Below are 15,110 nucleotides of genomic sequence, written 5' to 3'. Positions count from 1 at the left end.
CTGACGCGAGACGCCCCTGCCGAATCATGACCGGGGCGTTCCTTGCCGGCGGCTTCAGGCGTTGACGGCAGCCGCGGGTACCGCTCGAGCGGCGCGATGCGCGTGCAGCTTGCTGTAGCTGTCGATCAGGCGCTGGTGCCGTTCCAGGCTTTCCAGCTGCATGCTGGTCGGCTCGATACCATGGAAACGCACCTCGCCGTTCACCGAGCCCACCACGGCGGCCATGGTCGCTTCGCCGAACATGCGCTGGAAGTTCTCGAGATAGTCGTTCAGCTCCAGTTCATCGTCCAGGGCGATCTCCAGTACGGCATTGACGGCCTGATAAAAGAGGCCGCGTTCGACGGTGTTGTCGTTGAACTGAAGGAACATCTCGACCCGTTCCAGTGCTTCTTCGTGCTGGCCAAGCGCCAGGTTGATCAACAGCTTGAGTTCGAGGATCGTCAGTTGCCCCCAGACGGTGTTCTCGTCGAACTCGACGCCGATCAGGGTGATGATGTCCTCGTGGTCATCGATCTGGCTATCATCCAGCCGCTCCAGCAGATCACTCAATTGCTGATCGTCGAGCGCGTGCAGGTTGAGAATGTCCTCGCGGAACAGCAATGCCTTGTTGGTGTTGTCCCAGATCAGATCCTCGACCGGATAGACTTCGGAGTAGCCCGGCACCAGAATACGACACACCGGCGCGCCCAGATCCTCGTGGACGGCCACGTAGACCTCCAGGTCCAGCGCCTCGAGCAGGCCGAACAGTGTCGCCGCCTCCTCTTCGTTGGTGCCGGCGAAATCCCACTCGACGAAGTCGATATCCGAGCGGGCACTGAAGAAGCGCCAGGACATCAGGCCCGAGGAGTCGATGAAGTGCTCGACGAAGTTGTTGGGCTCGGTGACGGCCAGAGAATTGAAGGTCGGCGGCATGAAGTCGTTCATGCCCTCGAAGCTGCGACCCTGCAACAGCTCGGTCAGACTACGCTCGAGCGCCACCTCGAAGCTCGGATGAGCGCCGAAGGAGGCAAAAACCCCGCCGGTGCGCGGGTTCATCAAGGTGACGCACATCACCGGATAGTCACCGCCCAGCGAGGCATCCTTGACCAGCACCGGAAAGCCCTGCTTTTCCAGGGCCTCGACGCCTTCGAGGATTCGCGGATACTTCTCGAGCACCGCCCGCGGCACATCCGGCAGTGCGATTTCCTCCTCGATGATCTGGCGCTTCACGGCGCGCTCGAAAATCTCCGACAGGCATTGCACCTTGGCCTCGGCCAGGGTGTTGCCGGCACTCATGCCATTGCTGAGGTAGAGGTTCTCGATGAGGTTCGAGGGGAAGTAGACCGCCTCACCATCGGACTGGCGCACGAAGGGCAGCGCCACGATGCCACGATCCGTCCTGCCGGAGTTGGTATCGATGAGATGGCTGCCGCGCAACTCGCCGTCCGGATCATAGAAGTCCCGGCAATGCTCATCCAGGATGCCCGCCGGCAGTTCATCGTTGGGCCCGGGCTGGAACCACTTCTCGTCTGGATAATGCACGAACTCGCTGTGGGCGATGGCCTCGCCGAAGAACTGGTCGTTGTAGAAGAAATTGCAGCTCAGCCGCTCGATGAATTCGCCCAGTGCCGAGGCCAGGGCGCTTTCCTTGGTGGAGCCCTTGCCATTGGTGAAGCACATGTTGGAGTGGGCATCGCGGATGTGCAGGGACCACACATGAGGCACGATATTGCGCCAGGAGGCGATCTCGATCTGCATGCCCAGCGACTCGAGCATGCGCGTCATGTTGGTGATGGTCTGCTCCAGCGGCAGGTCCTTGCCCTCGATCCAGGTGTTCGCGCCCTCCTCCGGCTCGGCCATCAGCAGCGCCTGAGCATCCTCGTCCAGGTTCTCGACGACCTCGATCTGGAAGTCCGGGACGTTCTGCACCACCCGCTTGACCGAGCAGCGCTCGATGGAACGCATGATGCCCTGGCGATCCTTGTCGGAGATATCCTCCGGCAGCTCGACCTGGATCTTGAAGATCTGCTTGTAGCGGTTCTCCGGGTCGACGATGTTGTTCTGCGACAGGCGGATGTTCTCGGTGGGAATGTCCCGCGCGTTGCAGTAGACCTTGACGAAGTACGCCGCACACATCGCCGACGACGCCAGGAAGTAGTCGAAGGGGCCCGGCGCCGAGCCATCGCCCTTGTAGCGGATGGGCTGATCGGAGATGACCGTGAAGTCATCGAACCTGGCCTCCAGCCGGAGGTTGTCGAGATAGTTGACCTTGATTTCCATGGACAAAGCACCGGATTGATGGATTCAGGCGGCCTGAGCGGCGTGGCCCGCCATTATCCAGCTTTTCAGGGGCTTCGTCTTGGGGTGGGCGAAAAACCACTGGCGGATGACAGGCCAGCCCCGCTTCAGGTGGCGGCACCGATGGGTCACCCGGCTGCTTGAGGTCCGGGCTGGTTCAAACACCAGTCGGTGCGCACGTCGGTCCCCGGGTTGAGCGTTTGCATGACCACACAGCAGGCCTCGGCACTGCTCACCAGGCGCTGGAGACTCCGCGCGTCCTGGTGCCCCGCGACCACTCTGCCCGTCACGCGAACGTCGAGGCGTTGAAATCCCACCGGCACGGCGGAATCCACCCGCAGAGTGCCTCGCACATCGGCATACGCGCTGACATCGACTTCCAGCGCGGCCAGTTCCATCTCGAGCCACTCTGCGACCATACGGGTGGTCGACTGCAGACATGCCGCCAGGGCACAAGCCAGCAGGTCACCGGGGTTGGGAGCATCGTGGTCCCCTCCCACAGCGCGGTGAATACCAAAGGCCCAGGGGGTGCTGGCGTTACTGTCGGCCTCGACCTCGCCATGGAAGGGGTCCCGTCCATGGCCCTGGAAAGCTCGGCCGTGGTCGTGGATCCAGGCCTCGCGGGGATGTGCCAGATAACGTTGCTGCAGGGGGCGCTGGCGCTGGGCGACCAGGCTCTCGATAAGCGCTGTCATGATGCCACCTCCAATGTATTTCGAGTGGGTTCGAATACCATTGTGGCGGGCACATGAGAGCGCGACATGAGGCGGTTGTCCCGAATACCGGGCGAGAATGGTGACCATCAGGGGTGTTTGTCCCGGCTGGAGGGTCAGCTTTCGCCAAAGCCGGCGTCGCAAGCCTCAACGATCAACTGCGACCGGCCGGGGGCTTCCACCCGGTGGCTCAGGTCGGGTTCACCGGCGGGAATGGGAAAAATTCACCTCGGGGAATGGCGGCGCCACCTGGGCGCCCACAGCAGGTGACACCTGACAAGCCTATCGGTAAACCGGGCAAGGGTGTCTCAGCCAAGAATGAAAACCACACAGGCCGCGGTCAGCGCGCCCATGGTGCCATTGAAGATGCGCCATGAACGTGGGCTCTTGAGCCAGCGGCCGATGGCCATGCCAAAGCCAGCCCAGAGACAGATACAGGGCAACGCCACCAGCTCGGCGAAGCCGGCCAGCAGGAGAGCGTTGACCACGGCATTGCCTCCCTCGGGCAGAAAGCTGGCCATCAGCGTCAGGCCCATGACCCAGGCCTTGGGATTGGCGAACTGGAAGCCCGCAGCCTGCCAGAAGCCCAGTGGACGCCCCTCAGCGCCAGCGAAATCAGGCGGCGGCGCGGTGGCGATCTTCCAGGCCAGGTACAAGAGATAAAGACTGCCGATGACCCGCAAGGCGGTCTGGATCAGGGGATACCGCTCGAAGACGATGCCCAGCCCCAGGGCAACCGCCGCAAAGAGCACAAAGCAGCCTCCCAGGATCCCCAGCAGGTGCGGCATCGTGCGCCGAAAGCCATAATTGGCGCCGGAGGCCGTCAACATCACATTGTTGGGGCCCGGCGTAATGGTCATCGAGATCATGAACAGGGTCACGGGCCCCAGGTAGGTCAGCGCACTCATTAAATTGTACCCATACAATATTAAGAAAAGGATTACATTATCCTTTTTAAAGAGCATAATGGGTGCAAAATTGGCGTCAAAGATTTTATTGTCACCATGACAATCTGGACACCGCAACTGGGCGACAAGGGGCCGCGCTACCGGCGCATCGCCGATGCCATCATGGCGGCCATTCAATCAGGCGAGCTCGCTGCTGGAGAGCGCCTGCCGCCACAACGACGACTCGCCGATCAGCTCGGCGTCACCATCGGCACGATAAGCCGAGCCTACGCCGAAGCACACCAGCAGGGCTGGGTGGAGTCCCGCGTGGGCAGTGGTACCTATGTGCGGCACCGGGACGATGAAGCCACGACCCGCTTTCGTGCCACTCGCATGGTGAATGACGGGATGATCGACATGAGCATGAGCTTCCCGCCTCCCCACTCACTCAGAGCCACCGGTCTGCACAATGCGCTGACCCGGCTCTGCGCCTCTGCCGACGCCATGCAGGCCGCAACCGACTATCAGCATGAGGCCGGCACCCCCGAACAGCGAGACTGTATGGCCGCCTGGCAAGGACGCCTGGGGCTTCCCGACGACCCGCAGCGGCTGTTGATCACTCAGGGTGGCCAGCACGGTATTCACCTGGTCTTGAGAACCCTGGTCCAGCCCGGTGAGCTGGTGGCGGCGGATGCCCTGACCTACCCGGGGTTTGTCTGTGCCGCCCGCCAGGCCCACTTGCGTCAATTGGCCGTGCCCCTGGATGAGCAGGGCATGGATGTTGAGGCGCTGGCTCGCCTGTGTGCTCGACAGCCTCCCCGCCTGCTCTATTGCATGCCGGACCTCAACAACCCCACCGGCGCTCGACTCAGTGAATCGCGTCGCCATCGCCTGGTGGAGATTGCCCGAGAACACGACATCTGGCTGGTCGAGGATGCGGTGCAGTATCTGCCACCGCATCAGCGCGGCACGGCGCTGATTGAGCTGGCGCCGGAGCGGACCCTGCATATTTTCAGTACATCCAAGGTCCTGGCGGGCGGTTTGCGCATCGGCACGCTCAGCGTTCCCGCGCAATTGCAGGAACGTTTGTGTGCCGCCCTGCGGTCGCAGAGCTGGATGGTGCCGCCCTTGATGGTGCAGGCCGCCTGCCACTGGATGGAGGATCCGGCCGGTCAGTCACTGCTTGACTGGCAGATCGACGAACTGGCGGCGCGTCGCGCACTCGCGCTGGAACACCTGGCGGCATATCAGCCCCGCAGCCAGCCCGGCTCCTCGCTGGTCTGGCTACCCTTGCCCGAGGGACAACGCAGCAGCCAGGTGCAGGCGGCGCTCAAGCAGAGTGGCGTGCTGGTGTCGACAGCGGAGCCCTTCTGCATGGGCAGCGAGCCGGTACCCCAGGCCTTGCGACTGTGCCTGGGGCCGCCCGCCAGCCGCGAGCTGTTGCTTCATGGCCTGGAGACCATTGTCGCGACCCTGGCCAAACCCCCTGAAGCCAACTGGGCGACCGTGTAGAACAAGACATCACTCACCCTGATTCAACGCCTGGAAACGCAACGCCCGACCTGGATATCAGCCGCGGCATGTCGCCGTTTGACCCGGCTTCGATAGCCCCACCGGCCGGCCGTCAGCGCTAGCCGACCAGCCCCTGGCGCGGCCTGGCACACTTGCTCGTGGCACGCATTGCCCCTAAACATGGTGTGAGAGGCTTCTTCCCTTGACCCACGGCTGGATCAGGGAGGGCGCTAACCGTTCGCGCATGATCAGGGATGACACCAAGTGGCAGCCGACACGGATTCGCCGACAACACCCCCCGCCGAGCCACAGGCCCCGCAGAACGCCCAGGCCACCGATCACTCGCCCTCCCAGGGGCCCGCCGGCATGTTGCGCTTCCTGGGCCTGGTATTACTGGGGGCCGTGATTGGAGGGCTGTCCGCATTGGCGGCAGTCGGCTTCGTCAATGCCGTGATCTGGCTCAACGACCTGCTGCTGATCTCGCCCCGCGGGCGCATGATGTTCGCTCATCCCGAAGCCCTGGCCCTGGCCACGGTGGCGGTTCCGGCGCTGGGCGGTCTGGTGGTGGGACAATTGCATCGCGCCATTCGCGAGCGTCGCCCCCATACACCGGCCGACCTGATCGCCGCGGTGCAGACGCGCCGCGGCAGACTGCCGTTCAAGGCTGGCCTGCTGTCGGCCATGTCCGGGTTGGTATCCCTGGGCTCAGGCGCCTCGGTGGGGCAATACGGCCCACTGGTGCACATGGGCGCGACCTTGGGCTCGCTGGGTGCCAGGCTGATGCGCATGGGACGTTCCGACGACAATGTCACCATTGCCTGTGGTGTCGCCGCCGCCATTGCCACCGCCTTTCACGCCCCCCTGGCCGGCATCGTCTTTGCCCATGAGGTCGTGCTGCGCCATTACGCACTGCGCGCCTTTGCGCCAGTGGCCGCGGCGGCGATCGTCGGCCATGTGATTGCCACCAACGTGCTCTCCCAGGGGGCGCTCTTCCATGTCACCGACACCGCCGTCCCGCGCCCCTGGGAGTTCGCCGCCTTCATCGTCATCGGCGGCCTCGGGGCCCTGGTAGCTGGCGGCTACATGCATGCCATCCTGGCGGTGGGCCGTTGGGCGGCGAAACTTCCTGTGTTGCCCTCGTTGCGTCCGGGGATCGCCGGGGCGGTTCTGGGGCTCGTCGCGCTCTGGGTGCCGGAGATCCTGGGCATGGGGCAGGAAACCCTGCGCTTCGCCACCATCCAGGGGGCCTTCAGCAGCCTCGACCTGGTCATCGTGCTGGTGCTCAAGCTGGCGGCTACCGCCATGTGCATCGGCATGGGATTCGGCGGCGGCGTCTTCAGCCCGGCACTGGTGATCGGCACTCTGTTCGGCGCCCTCTGCGGCACCCTGGTCACCCAGCTGGGCATGGCCGACGAAACCTTCGTGTTCTACGCGGTCTGCGGCATGGTGGCGGTGACGGCACCGGTGATAGGGGCCCCCTTGACCACCCTGCTGATCGTCTTCGAGCTCACCGGCAGCTATGTACTGACCACCGCGGCCCTGGCCAGCGTCACCCTGGCGAGCCCCATCGCGGCGCAACTCTTCGGTCGCTCGCTGTTCGACATTCAACTCGCCCGACGCGGGCTTGACCTGTCTGCCGGTCGCGGCCGGGCGCTGTTGCAGAATACCCGCCTCAAGAGCCTGGTCAGCCAGGAGTGCGTGATTCTGAACCCGAACGACAGGGTGCAGGAAGCCGTCACCCGACTCGGCGAGGGCGGGCATGGCGAAGCCTACCTGGTGGACGACAGGCAGCGCTATCGCGGCAGCGTCACCCTGGCCGACCTGGAGGTCATGCGCGGCAAGGGACAGGGCCACCACCGGGTCAGGAGCTGTCAGCGTACCCCGCGTCCGGTGCTCAGCCCCGAGGCGTCGGTCTGGGACGCCATGCACCATGTGCAGGATGTAACCGGCGAGGCCATCGCGGTAGTCGATGACAAGGCGGGCGATGCCTTCCTGGGCGTGGTATACGAGTCGAGCATTGCCCGCGCCTACCTGAAACACAGTGAAGATCTGCGACGGGAGGAGCATGGTACGGGCTGAGCGACAGGCCGGCGCAAGCTGGCGTAAAACGGCATGCGGGCTGCTGCTCGCCGCGCTCACCGGGATGTCGCCGCTGGCCGCAGGCCAGGATGCGGCCGCAGCGCAGGGTGAGGCGACGCTGGACATCCTGACCTGGGGCGGCGCCTATGAACGCGCGCAACGTCGTGCCCTATTTGAGCCTTTTACCGAAGCCACCGGGATTCCGGTCCGAGTGCATCGCTACAACGGCGGCCTCAAGGAACTTCGTCAGGCGGCCAAGGAAGGCAGCATTCCCTGGGACCTGATCGACATGAGCCGTAGCGAGGCCAAGAACGCCTGCGCCAGCCAGTTGCTGGAGCCCATTGCGCCGGAGATACTCCACGCTTCCCCCCAGGGAGAGCCGGCACGGCGGGACTTCATCCATGGGGCCCTCAACCGCTGCGCCATCACTCACTCGGTGTTCGCCACCGTGGTGGCCTACAGGCGAGATGCGTTCCCCGGCCGCCGCCCCACCGAGATCGACGATCTCTTCAATCAGCAGGACTTTCCGGGGCCCCGCGCCCTGCAGCGCGGCCCGGCGGTCAACCTGGAATGGGCACTGCTATCCTATGGCGTGCCCGAGGAAGAAATCTATCGCCTGCTGAGTACGCGACGCGGCCTTTCACTGGCCTTCAAGCGACTCGACAACCTTGACAGTATCCATTGGTGGGAGGCCGGCGACACCCCGGTGGAGCTGCTCGCCGAGGACAGGGTCGTGATGGCCTCCGGCTTCAATGGCCGCTTTTTCGATGCCATGGTCAATCGTGACCTGCCCATCGAGATTCTCTGGGATGGCCAGGTACAGGAGCACGAAGTCTGGGCCATTCCGCGCGGCGCCAGGGAGTCCGAGCAGGCGCGGCAGTTCATCGGCTTCGCTACCTCGACGGAACGCCAGACGGCACTGGCCGAGCTCATCCCCTATGGCCCCTCGCGCCGCTCGGCCACCATTCAGGTCGCCAACCACCCCGACCATGGCGTGGACATGCGGCTGCATATTCCCACTCATCCTCTCAACGCCGAACACGCCTTGACCAAGGACGATGAGTGGTATGCCAACAGCCATGAGCGCATCGACGAGTACTTTCGCCAGGCCCTGATGACAGAAGGTACCAGCGAGCTTCCCTGAGTTGGTGTTACCCGCGCCGCGGATGACGTAAGCTGCGCGGCATCAAGCGATCACCGACACCAGAACATCAGGGGGATGAGCCGATGTGGCTACAACAGGACATTCAGCTCTTGCCGCGTGCCAGGGGGTTTCACCTGGTGACCGACGACATTGCCGACGCGCTGCCCTGCCTGCAGGAATGCCGCATGGGACTGTTGCATGTGCAACTGATGCACACCTCGGCCTCTCTCACGCTGAACGAGAATGCCGACCCCGATGTGCGTCATGACATGGATGCCTTTCTGCGCGACCGGATTCCCGGTGACCTGCCCTTTTTCCGTCATACACTGGAAGGACCGGACGACATGCCGGCCCATATTGCCGCGAGCCTACTGGGGACCCAACTGACGCTGGCGGTGCGGCATGGCCGGCTGGCACTGGGTACCTGGCAGGGCATCTGGTTGGGCGAGCATCGCGATCAGGGCGGCAGCCGCCGGCTGATCGCGACGCTCAACGGGGAATGAAGTACCGGGCTCAGTCATTCCAGCTGGTGGTTTCCCAGGTGATGCCATCACCGGCAGTGGTATCCCAGGTCAGGACGGCATTGGGATGCGTATTGCCGGAACCGGAGTCATTGCTGGCCTGAGTGTTCTCGATGGTGCCGGACCCATCGCCGTTGTCGGTACAGTTCCAGCCGACATCCGTGCAGGGGTCATCGAGACCCTCGGCGATGTTGGTCGATACGCTGAGCTTGGCGGCACTCAGTTCCGAGATGGCGGCACTGTGCTCGGCGCGTTCGGTGTAATCCTGATACTGCGGCACGGCAACGGCCGCCAGGATGCCGATGATCGCCACCACGATCAGCAACTCGATCAGGGTAAACCCGGCCTGCTGCCGGGAAAAAGCCAACCTACTCGTCACCATGGATACCGCCGGTGGCGGCTCCAGGCGGTCGGCGGGAATCAAGTGCATGGCATCGCTTGCGTCTCCTGAGTGGTAACTGACCTGACGTTGGACCGACCCGCGACAGGGCAATACCCGAGTGCTGTGTTGCGTCATCCTGTTCATGATGCACCTCTCCCTGGTGGTGACCACAGGTCGAATCGCTACTGCCCGGAGGCAGCGCCTGGACCCGATATGTGCTCCCGGTGTTGTGTTTTGCCGGCACTTTCACCGAACACCTGCCGGCCTGCCTATTGCCCTGCTTACCCTCCTCTTGTGCCCCTACTGACCTGACAGTAGGCAGCCGGGCAAGGCCCTCACAAGGAAGATTTACCCACAAATAGGCGCCGAGAATTCGTCGCTCTTGTCCGTGATGTCGTAGACGGCCTGCGCAAAAATCGCACGGCTGTAGCCCGAGCCACTGGCTAGAATCCAGAGCAGACCCATGGACAGGGATGTCGCTCATGTCACCTGACTCTCGCCCCCAGGATTCTCGACCAGGAGAGGGACTCCCGGCACAGCCGCCTGGCGGTCTGGCCAACCGGCTGATCGAGGAAGGTCTGCTGAGCTTCGAGGAGGTCTGGCGGCTGGACCGGCAGGCAGGCGTCAACGGGGTGTCACTGTTGCAGCATCTCGTGGCAACGCAGAGCCTCAGCCCATGGCAGGTGGCAGAGGCAGCCGGTCGGGAGTATGAGCTGACCGTGATAGATCTGAATCAAGTTGATATCAACAGCCTGCCACGTCTGGAGGATGCTTCATGCGCCTTGCTTCGCCGCTTGCAGGCACTGCCGCTACAGCGCGATGACAAGCGCCTTAAAGTGGCGATAAGTCACCCGGGACAGATGGCGGCTCTGGGTGAGCTGAGGTTCGCTTCAGGCCTCTCCGTCGAGACAGTTCTCGCCCCGCTGGATCAACTGGAACATTGCCTGGAACGCTACCTCGCGGGTCACAGCAACACCCGCCAGGCCATGGACCGGATCGATACCGGATCCCACTCGTTCAGCATCGAAGAGGACACCGTATCAGCCGTGGAGTCGGATACGGACGGTCCGCTGGTGGACTTTGTCGACAGCCTCTTGCAGGACGCCATCAGCCAGGGCGCCTCGGATATTCACTTCGAGCCCTATGCCACCCGGTTCCGGATTCGTCAGCGCATCGACGGCATTCTGCACGACATGGCCCAGCCACCCCCGGGGCTGCACGCCAGAGTCACGGCCAGACTCAAGGTCATGGCCAGGCTGGATATTTCCGAGCGCCGCCTGCCGCAGGATGGCGCCATCAAATGGCATGCCCGACATGGCAGCGGGGTGGACTTTCGGGTCAACACACTGCCGACTGTCCACGGTGAAAAGGTGGTACTGCGATTGCTCGACCCGGCGACGGCCTGCTGGCGCATGGATCAATTGGGCCTTTCCGATACTCAGCATGCACTGGTCGAAAGCGCTCTCGCGCATCCCCAGGGCATGATACTGGTGACCGGCCCCACCGGCAGTGGCAAGACCGTGACGCTCTACACCGCGCTGCGACAACTCAATGATTGCCACCGCAATATCTGCACGGCCGAAGATCCGGTGGAAATCAAGCTGGAGGGCATAAACCAGGTGAATGTGTTGCCGCGTATCGGACTGGATTTTGCCAGCACCCTGCGTGCCTTCCTGCGTCAGGATCCTGACGTGGTGATGGTCGGCGAAATCCGCGATCCGGAAACCGCCGAAATCGCCATCAAGGCGGCGCAGACAGGGCATCTGGTGCTTTCCACCCTGCATACCAACTCGGCGGTTCACACCCTGACGCGGCTCACCGACATGGGCGTTGCCCCCTTCAATGTCTCCGGTTCGGTGAGCCTGATCGTGGCCCAGCGACTGGCACGCCGGCTCTGTGACCGCTGCAAGCGTGCCGTGTCGGTCAGTGAGGCAAGACGCTCGCAGCTTGAATGCCACGGAGCTGACACCGAGAACCTCACGCTGTTCGAACCCGTGGGCTGTCATGAGTGTCAGGCAGGGTTCCGGGGGCGCATCGGCCTTTATGAGGTAGTACCGATCGATGCCAGCATCCGGACGCGTATTCTTCGCCGGGCCAAGGCCGCGGATCTCGAGCAGCAAGCCCGTGAAAACGGTTATCTGAGCCTTCGCCAGAGCGGCATCGAAAAGGTCCTGCAGGGCTTGACCAGCCTAGACGAGGTCAACCGCATTACCGGTCACACCTGATGCCACACCGAGCCCGGACGTCCGGCAGGAGGGAGGGATGAACACCACCCGCTCGGAAAGCGAATCCCGGCAACGTCGCTGGCAATGGCAAGGCGTGGACGAGAATGGCCAGGTCGTACAGGGGGAGACACTGGCGGCCAGTCGCGACGAAGTCGTCGAAAAGCTGACGCAGCAACGCATTCTGATACGCCGCGCCCGCGCCAAGCGAGGTCTGAGCACCGGCAAGGTCAAGCATCGTGACATCACCGTCCTGGCGCGCCAGATGGCCACCCTGCTGCGTGCCGGGGTACCGGTTCTGCAGGGCTTGCAGGCCATCGCTGAAGGCGTGACCAACCCCGCGCTGCGATGGCTGATCAATGACCTGCGCCGGGCTGTCAGTGAAGGGGCCAGCGTTGCCGAGGCGATGGCACGACATCCCCGCCACTTCGCCGGCCTGTTCGTGCACCTGGTGGCCGCGGGAGAGCAGTCAGGCACACTGGACCGCATGCTTGAGCGAGTCGCCCTGCACAAGGAGAAGTCGGAGCGGCTCAGATCCCGAGTCCGCAAGGCCCTCTGGTATCCCGCCATGGTCATGTTGACCGGCATCAGCGTGGCGGCGCTGCTTCTGGTCAAGGTCGTCCCGCGCTTTGAATCGATGTTCAGCGACTTCGGTGCCGAGCTGCCTGCGCTGACGCGACTGGCCCTGGAGCTCTCGGACATGGTCCGGGATCACTGGCCCTGGGGCCTGCTTCTGGGCACGAGCCTGCCAGCGCTGATCTACATGGCGCAACACCGCTCCCCGCGCTTTGCCACTCGACTGCATGGACTCGCGCTGCGCCTGCCGCTGTTCGGTGGGATGCTCGGAGCCGCCTGTGTGGCTCGCTACTGTCGCACCCTGTCAACCACGGTGGGGGCCGGTGTTCCATTGCTGGAGGGGCTGAAAAGTGCCGCGGGGGCTACCGGTAACCCGGCATTTCAGCAGGCTGTGGAGCAGGTCCGACACGACGTCCTGGAAGGACACTCCCTGTATCGCGCCATGCACGCCACGCACCGCTTTCCCGGCATGGCGCTGCAGATGGTCGCGATCGGCGAGGAATCCGGCACGTTGGATCAGATGCTGGAGCGCATCGCCGAACATTACGAAAGCGACGTGGATGACCGGGTGGATATCCTGACCGCCCTGCTGGAACCGGCGGTGATTGCCATGCTCGGCATCATGGTCGGTGGATTGGTGATCGCCATGTACCTGCCGATCTTCGAGCTTGGCGGCGCCCTCTAACAGAGGCGTCAATGCAACCAGAACGGGGTCCCGGCCCGGGCGCGCTGAAAGACCTCAAGAAGGTCGGCATCACGCAGTCGAATGCAACCGTGGGAGGCTGGCACGCCCATAGGCTCGTTCGGTGGCGTTCCATGCAAGTAGATGTAGCGGCGCTGGGAATCGACCTGACCGCCCCGGTTGCGGCCGCTTTCCAGGCCACACAGCCAGAGTATGCGCGTCAGTATCCAATCGCGCTCGGGATGGGCAGCCGCCAGATGCTCGTCGAACACCTCGCCGGTGGGCCGACGTCCCCGATAGACGGTGCCGGGCGGCTGGCCTTCACCAATGGCGGCGCGCACATAGTGCCACCCCAGGGGTGTGCAGCCACTGCCATCGAGCTCTCCGGTGCCGGCGGCTCCGGTGGATACCGCACAGGACCAGAGCGCCTCTCTGCCCTGGTGGAGGGTCAGCTGCTGGGCGTCAACATCGATCTCTACCCAGGTGTCGGCCTCAGGCGGCAACGACGACAGGCGCGGCGTTCGCATCACACCGCCTCCTGCGCCGGTAGCTCGGGCAGCGGTGCCTGCATGGCGGACACCACCACGGGCCGCAAGCGGCGCACCAGGTCGCGGACCGAGACGTGATCCTGATAGTCCTGCTCGGCAATATCGCGCAGCGCATCGAGCCCGGAGAGCGTGAAGATCACCGTGCCGAGCACGAAGTGCAGGCGCCAGAAACGCTCGGCATCCGGCAGCTCCGGCGTGGCGCGTCGTACCAGCTCGGTGAAACGACGAAAGACACTGCCATACTGTTCCTGAATGTAGCGTCGTAGATGGCCCTGAGCCTGGCTATAGGCCAGTCCCAGCAACCGCATGAAGACCTTGAGGCTGTGGCGTTCCGCCGGCACTTCCAGCACGGTCCGCGCCATGGTCTCGAGCAGCTCCTCGAGCGGGATGGTACTGCCATCGTGGCGATGCTGCGCTTCCAGCTCATCCAGCGCCGCATGAAAACGCAGAGTAAAGGGGTCCAGATAACGGGCGAACACCGCCTGGATCAGCGCCTTCTTGGAGCCGAAGTGGTAATTGACGGCAGCCAGGTTGACATTGGCCTTGCTGGTGATGTTGCGCAGTGAGGTCTCGGCGAAACCTCGCTCGGCAAACAGCACCTCAGCGGTATCCAGGATGCGAGTGACGGTATCTGGTTCGGCCATGTGTCGAGTCCGAGTTGATAACAGTTGGAAACAATCGTTTGAACAGTGTTGCACTCCAGGCCAGGCAACACACTGCCTGAATCCAACTTTCTGTCAACTGTTTAAAACGTGGGCCGGCCGGCCAGCCTGGCCTAGCGAACCACTTTTACTGGATGGATAATCATGCTGTATAATTAACCACAAACAGTAACAGTAACATCCTTGATCGGCGTTTCCCCACAGGCCCATGACCCGGAGGTCGCATGACTCGCTCCCTGACGCCTCGCCAGCAGAATGTCTACGACTTCATCGTCAAGACCCTGAGTGAACTGGGCTATCCGCCGACACGTGCCGAAATATCGCGCGCCCTGGGCTTTCGTTCGCCGAATGCCGCCGAAGAACACCTGCGAGCGCTTGAGCGCAAGGGTGTCATCCGCGTGATACGCGGCACTTCCCGGGGAATCCGGCTGCCGCAGCCGGAGGCCGAGCCCTCAAGCGCCGACAGCCCTGCCGAGACAGAGCTTGCCCTGGGCTTGCCCATCATCGGCGAGGTGGCCGCCGGGAGTCCGATCCTCGCTACCCAGCACATCGACCGCTACTGTCCCCTGCCGGCCGATTACTTTACCCCGCGCGCCGACTATCTTCTACGCGTGCGCGGGCTTTCCATGCAGGATATCGGCATCCTTGAGGGCGACCTTCTCGCCGTGCATCGCACCGAGCGTATCCGCGATGGCCAGATTGTCGTGGCTCGCCTCGAGGACGAAGTCACGGTCAAACGCTTTCATCGCCAGGGACACCACATCACCCTCGCGGCCGAAAATGCCAATTTTGCTCCCATCAAGGTCGACCTGCGCCATGAGACCCTGGAGATCGAGGGTGTCGGTGTCGGCGTGATTCGCGGCGGAAATGGCCAGGCGCTGGGGTGAAGCCCGGCGATACGACCT

13 protein-coding genes are annotated in these 15,110 nt (G+C 63.5%); 7 read left to right on the top strand and 6 right to left on the bottom strand.

The window, feature by feature from the left end; translation table 11 throughout:
- Positions 1-54: 54 nt before the first annotated feature.
- The 3 genes from QWY74_RS06315 to QWY74_RS06305 form a co-directional block, all read right to left on the bottom strand.
- The gene (locus tag QWY74_RS06315; protein WP_290313992.1) at positions 55-2,259 is read right to left on the bottom strand and encodes an OsmC domain/YcaO domain-containing protein; all 2,205 of its coding nucleotides are present in this window, start codon (positions 2,257-2,259) and stop codon (positions 55-57) included.
- Positions 2,260-2,405: 146 nt separating this feature from the next.
- Entirely contained in the window at positions 2,406-2,972 is a 567-nt protein-coding gene (locus QWY74_RS06310; protein WP_264825232.1) for an OsmC family protein, read from the bottom strand.
- Positions 2,973-3,298: 326 nt separating this feature from the next.
- The gene (locus tag QWY74_RS06305) at positions 3,299-3,898 is read right to left on the bottom strand and encodes a LysE family translocator (RefSeq protein ID WP_264825231.1); all 600 of its coding nucleotides are present in this window, start codon (positions 3,896-3,898) and stop codon (positions 3,299-3,301) included.
- A 96-nt stretch (positions 3,899-3,994) separates the two neighbouring features.
- Here QWY74_RS06305 and QWY74_RS06300 point away from each other — a divergent pair, with 96 nt between their 5' ends.
- The 4 genes from QWY74_RS06300 (at position 3,995) to QWY74_RS06285 (ending at position 9,115) form a co-directional block, all read left to right on the top strand.
- The gene (locus QWY74_RS06300) at positions 3,995-5,389 is read left to right on the top strand and encodes an aminotransferase-like domain-containing protein (RefSeq protein WP_264825230.1); all 1,395 of its coding nucleotides are present in this window, start codon (positions 3,995-3,997) and stop codon (positions 5,387-5,389) included.
- Positions 5,390-5,653: 264 nt separating this feature from the next.
- Entirely contained in the window at positions 5,654-7,468 is a 1,815-nt protein-coding gene (locus QWY74_RS06295) for a chloride channel protein (protein WP_264825229.1), read from the top strand.
- A complete protein-coding gene (locus QWY74_RS06290) occupies positions 7,455-8,612 on the top strand; it encodes an extracellular solute-binding protein (protein WP_264825228.1) in 1,158 nt (385 codons plus the stop codon). The genes QWY74_RS06295 and QWY74_RS06290 overlap by 14 nt, the downstream gene beginning before the upstream one ends.
- Positions 8,613-8,695: 83 nt before the next feature.
- Positions 8,696-9,115, top strand: coding sequence for a secondary thiamine-phosphate synthase enzyme YjbQ (locus QWY74_RS06285; protein ID WP_264825227.1), 420 nt, complete (start codon positions 8,696-8,698; stop codon positions 9,113-9,115).
- A 10-nt stretch (positions 9,116-9,125) separates the two neighbouring features.
- Here the strand turns inward: QWY74_RS06285 and QWY74_RS13035 are convergent, their stop codons facing one another.
- On the bottom strand, positions 9,126-9,659 hold the full coding sequence (locus tag QWY74_RS13035; RefSeq protein WP_320109326.1) for a pilin: 534 nt from the start codon (positions 9,657-9,659) through the stop codon (positions 9,126-9,128).
- Positions 9,660-9,997: 338 nt separating this feature from the next.
- On the opposite strand from QWY74_RS13035, the gene pilB reads away from it, so the two are divergent.
- Both pilB and QWY74_RS06270 read left to right on the top strand, forming a co-directional pair.
- Entirely contained in the window at positions 9,998-11,740 is a 1,743-nt protein-coding gene (pilB, locus tag QWY74_RS06275) for a type IV-A pilus assembly ATPase PilB (RefSeq protein WP_290313991.1), read from the top strand.
- Positions 11,741-11,777: 37 nt separating this feature from the next.
- Positions 11,778-12,998: a type II secretion system F family protein gene (locus QWY74_RS06270; RefSeq protein ID WP_290313990.1), complete on the top strand. Its 1,221-nt coding sequence runs from the start codon at positions 11,778-11,780 to the stop codon at positions 12,996-12,998.
- Positions 12,999-13,006: 8 nt separating this feature from the next.
- On the opposite strand, the gene QWY74_RS06265 is transcribed toward QWY74_RS06270, so the two are convergent.
- Both QWY74_RS06265 and QWY74_RS06260 read right to left on the bottom strand, forming a co-directional pair.
- Positions 13,007-13,522: a L,D-transpeptidase gene (locus QWY74_RS06265; protein WP_264825224.1), complete on the bottom strand. Its 516-nt coding sequence runs from the start codon at positions 13,520-13,522 to the stop codon at positions 13,007-13,009.
- A complete protein-coding gene (locus QWY74_RS06260; protein WP_264825223.1) occupies positions 13,522-14,187 on the bottom strand; it encodes a TetR/AcrR family transcriptional regulator in 666 nt (221 codons plus the stop codon). The genes QWY74_RS06265 and QWY74_RS06260 overlap by 1 nt, the downstream gene beginning before the upstream one ends.
- A 242-nt stretch (positions 14,188-14,429) precedes the next feature.
- Between QWY74_RS06260 and lexA the strand changes: the two genes are divergently transcribed.
- Entirely contained in the window at positions 14,430-15,092 is a 663-nt protein-coding gene (lexA, locus tag QWY74_RS06255; protein ID WP_264825222.1) for a transcriptional repressor LexA, read from the top strand.
- Positions 15,093-15,110 lie beyond the last annotated feature (18 nt).

This window comes from Halomonas almeriensis (genome assembly GCF_030409235.1).
Classification (GTDB): domain Bacteria; phylum Pseudomonadota; class Gammaproteobacteria; order Pseudomonadales; family Halomonadaceae; genus Halomonas; species Halomonas almeriensis.
The sequence above is the reverse complement of the archived record's forward strand: the minus strand, read 5'-3'. Positions and strand labels throughout refer to the sequence as shown.

Bases quoted from the DNA above. Each gene is read 5' to 3' on its own strand.
- QWY74_RS06315 (WP_290313992.1), bottom strand. From the start codon at position 2,259: ATGGAAATCAAGGTCAACTATCTCGACAACCTCCGGCTGGAGGCCAGG.
- QWY74_RS06310 (WP_264825232.1), bottom strand. From the start codon at position 2,972: ATGACAGCGCTTATCGAGAGCCTGGTCGCCCAGCGCCAGCGCCCCCTG.
- QWY74_RS06305 (WP_264825231.1), bottom strand. From the start codon at position 3,898: ATGAGTGCGCTGACCTACCTGGGGCCCGTGACCCTGTTCATGATCTCG.
- QWY74_RS06300 (WP_264825230.1), top strand. From the start codon at position 3,995: ATGACAATCTGGACACCGCAACTGGGCGACAAGGGGCCGCGCTACCGG.
- QWY74_RS06290 (WP_264825228.1), top strand. From the start codon at position 7,455: ATGGTACGGGCTGAGCGACAGGCCGGCGCAAGCTGGCGTAAAACGGCA.
- QWY74_RS06285 (WP_264825227.1), top strand. From the start codon at position 8,696: ATGTGGCTACAACAGGACATTCAGCTCTTGCCGCGTGCCAGGGGGTTT.
- QWY74_RS13035 (WP_320109326.1), bottom strand. From the start codon at position 9,659: ATGAACAGGATGACGCAACACAGCACTCGGGTATTGCCCTGTCGCGGG.
- pilB (WP_290313991.1), top strand. From the start codon at position 9,998: ATGTCACCTGACTCTCGCCCCCAGGATTCTCGACCAGGAGAGGGACTC.
- QWY74_RS06270 (WP_290313990.1), top strand. From the start codon at position 11,778: ATGAACACCACCCGCTCGGAAAGCGAATCCCGGCAACGTCGCTGGCAA.
- QWY74_RS06265 (WP_264825224.1), bottom strand. From the start codon at position 13,522: ATGCGAACGCCGCGCCTGTCGTCGTTGCCGCCTGAGGCCGACACCTGG.
- QWY74_RS06260 (WP_264825223.1), bottom strand. From the start codon at position 14,187: ATGGCCGAACCAGATACCGTCACTCGCATCCTGGATACCGCTGAGGTG.
- lexA (WP_264825222.1), top strand. From the start codon at position 14,430: ATGACTCGCTCCCTGACGCCTCGCCAGCAGAATGTCTACGACTTCATC.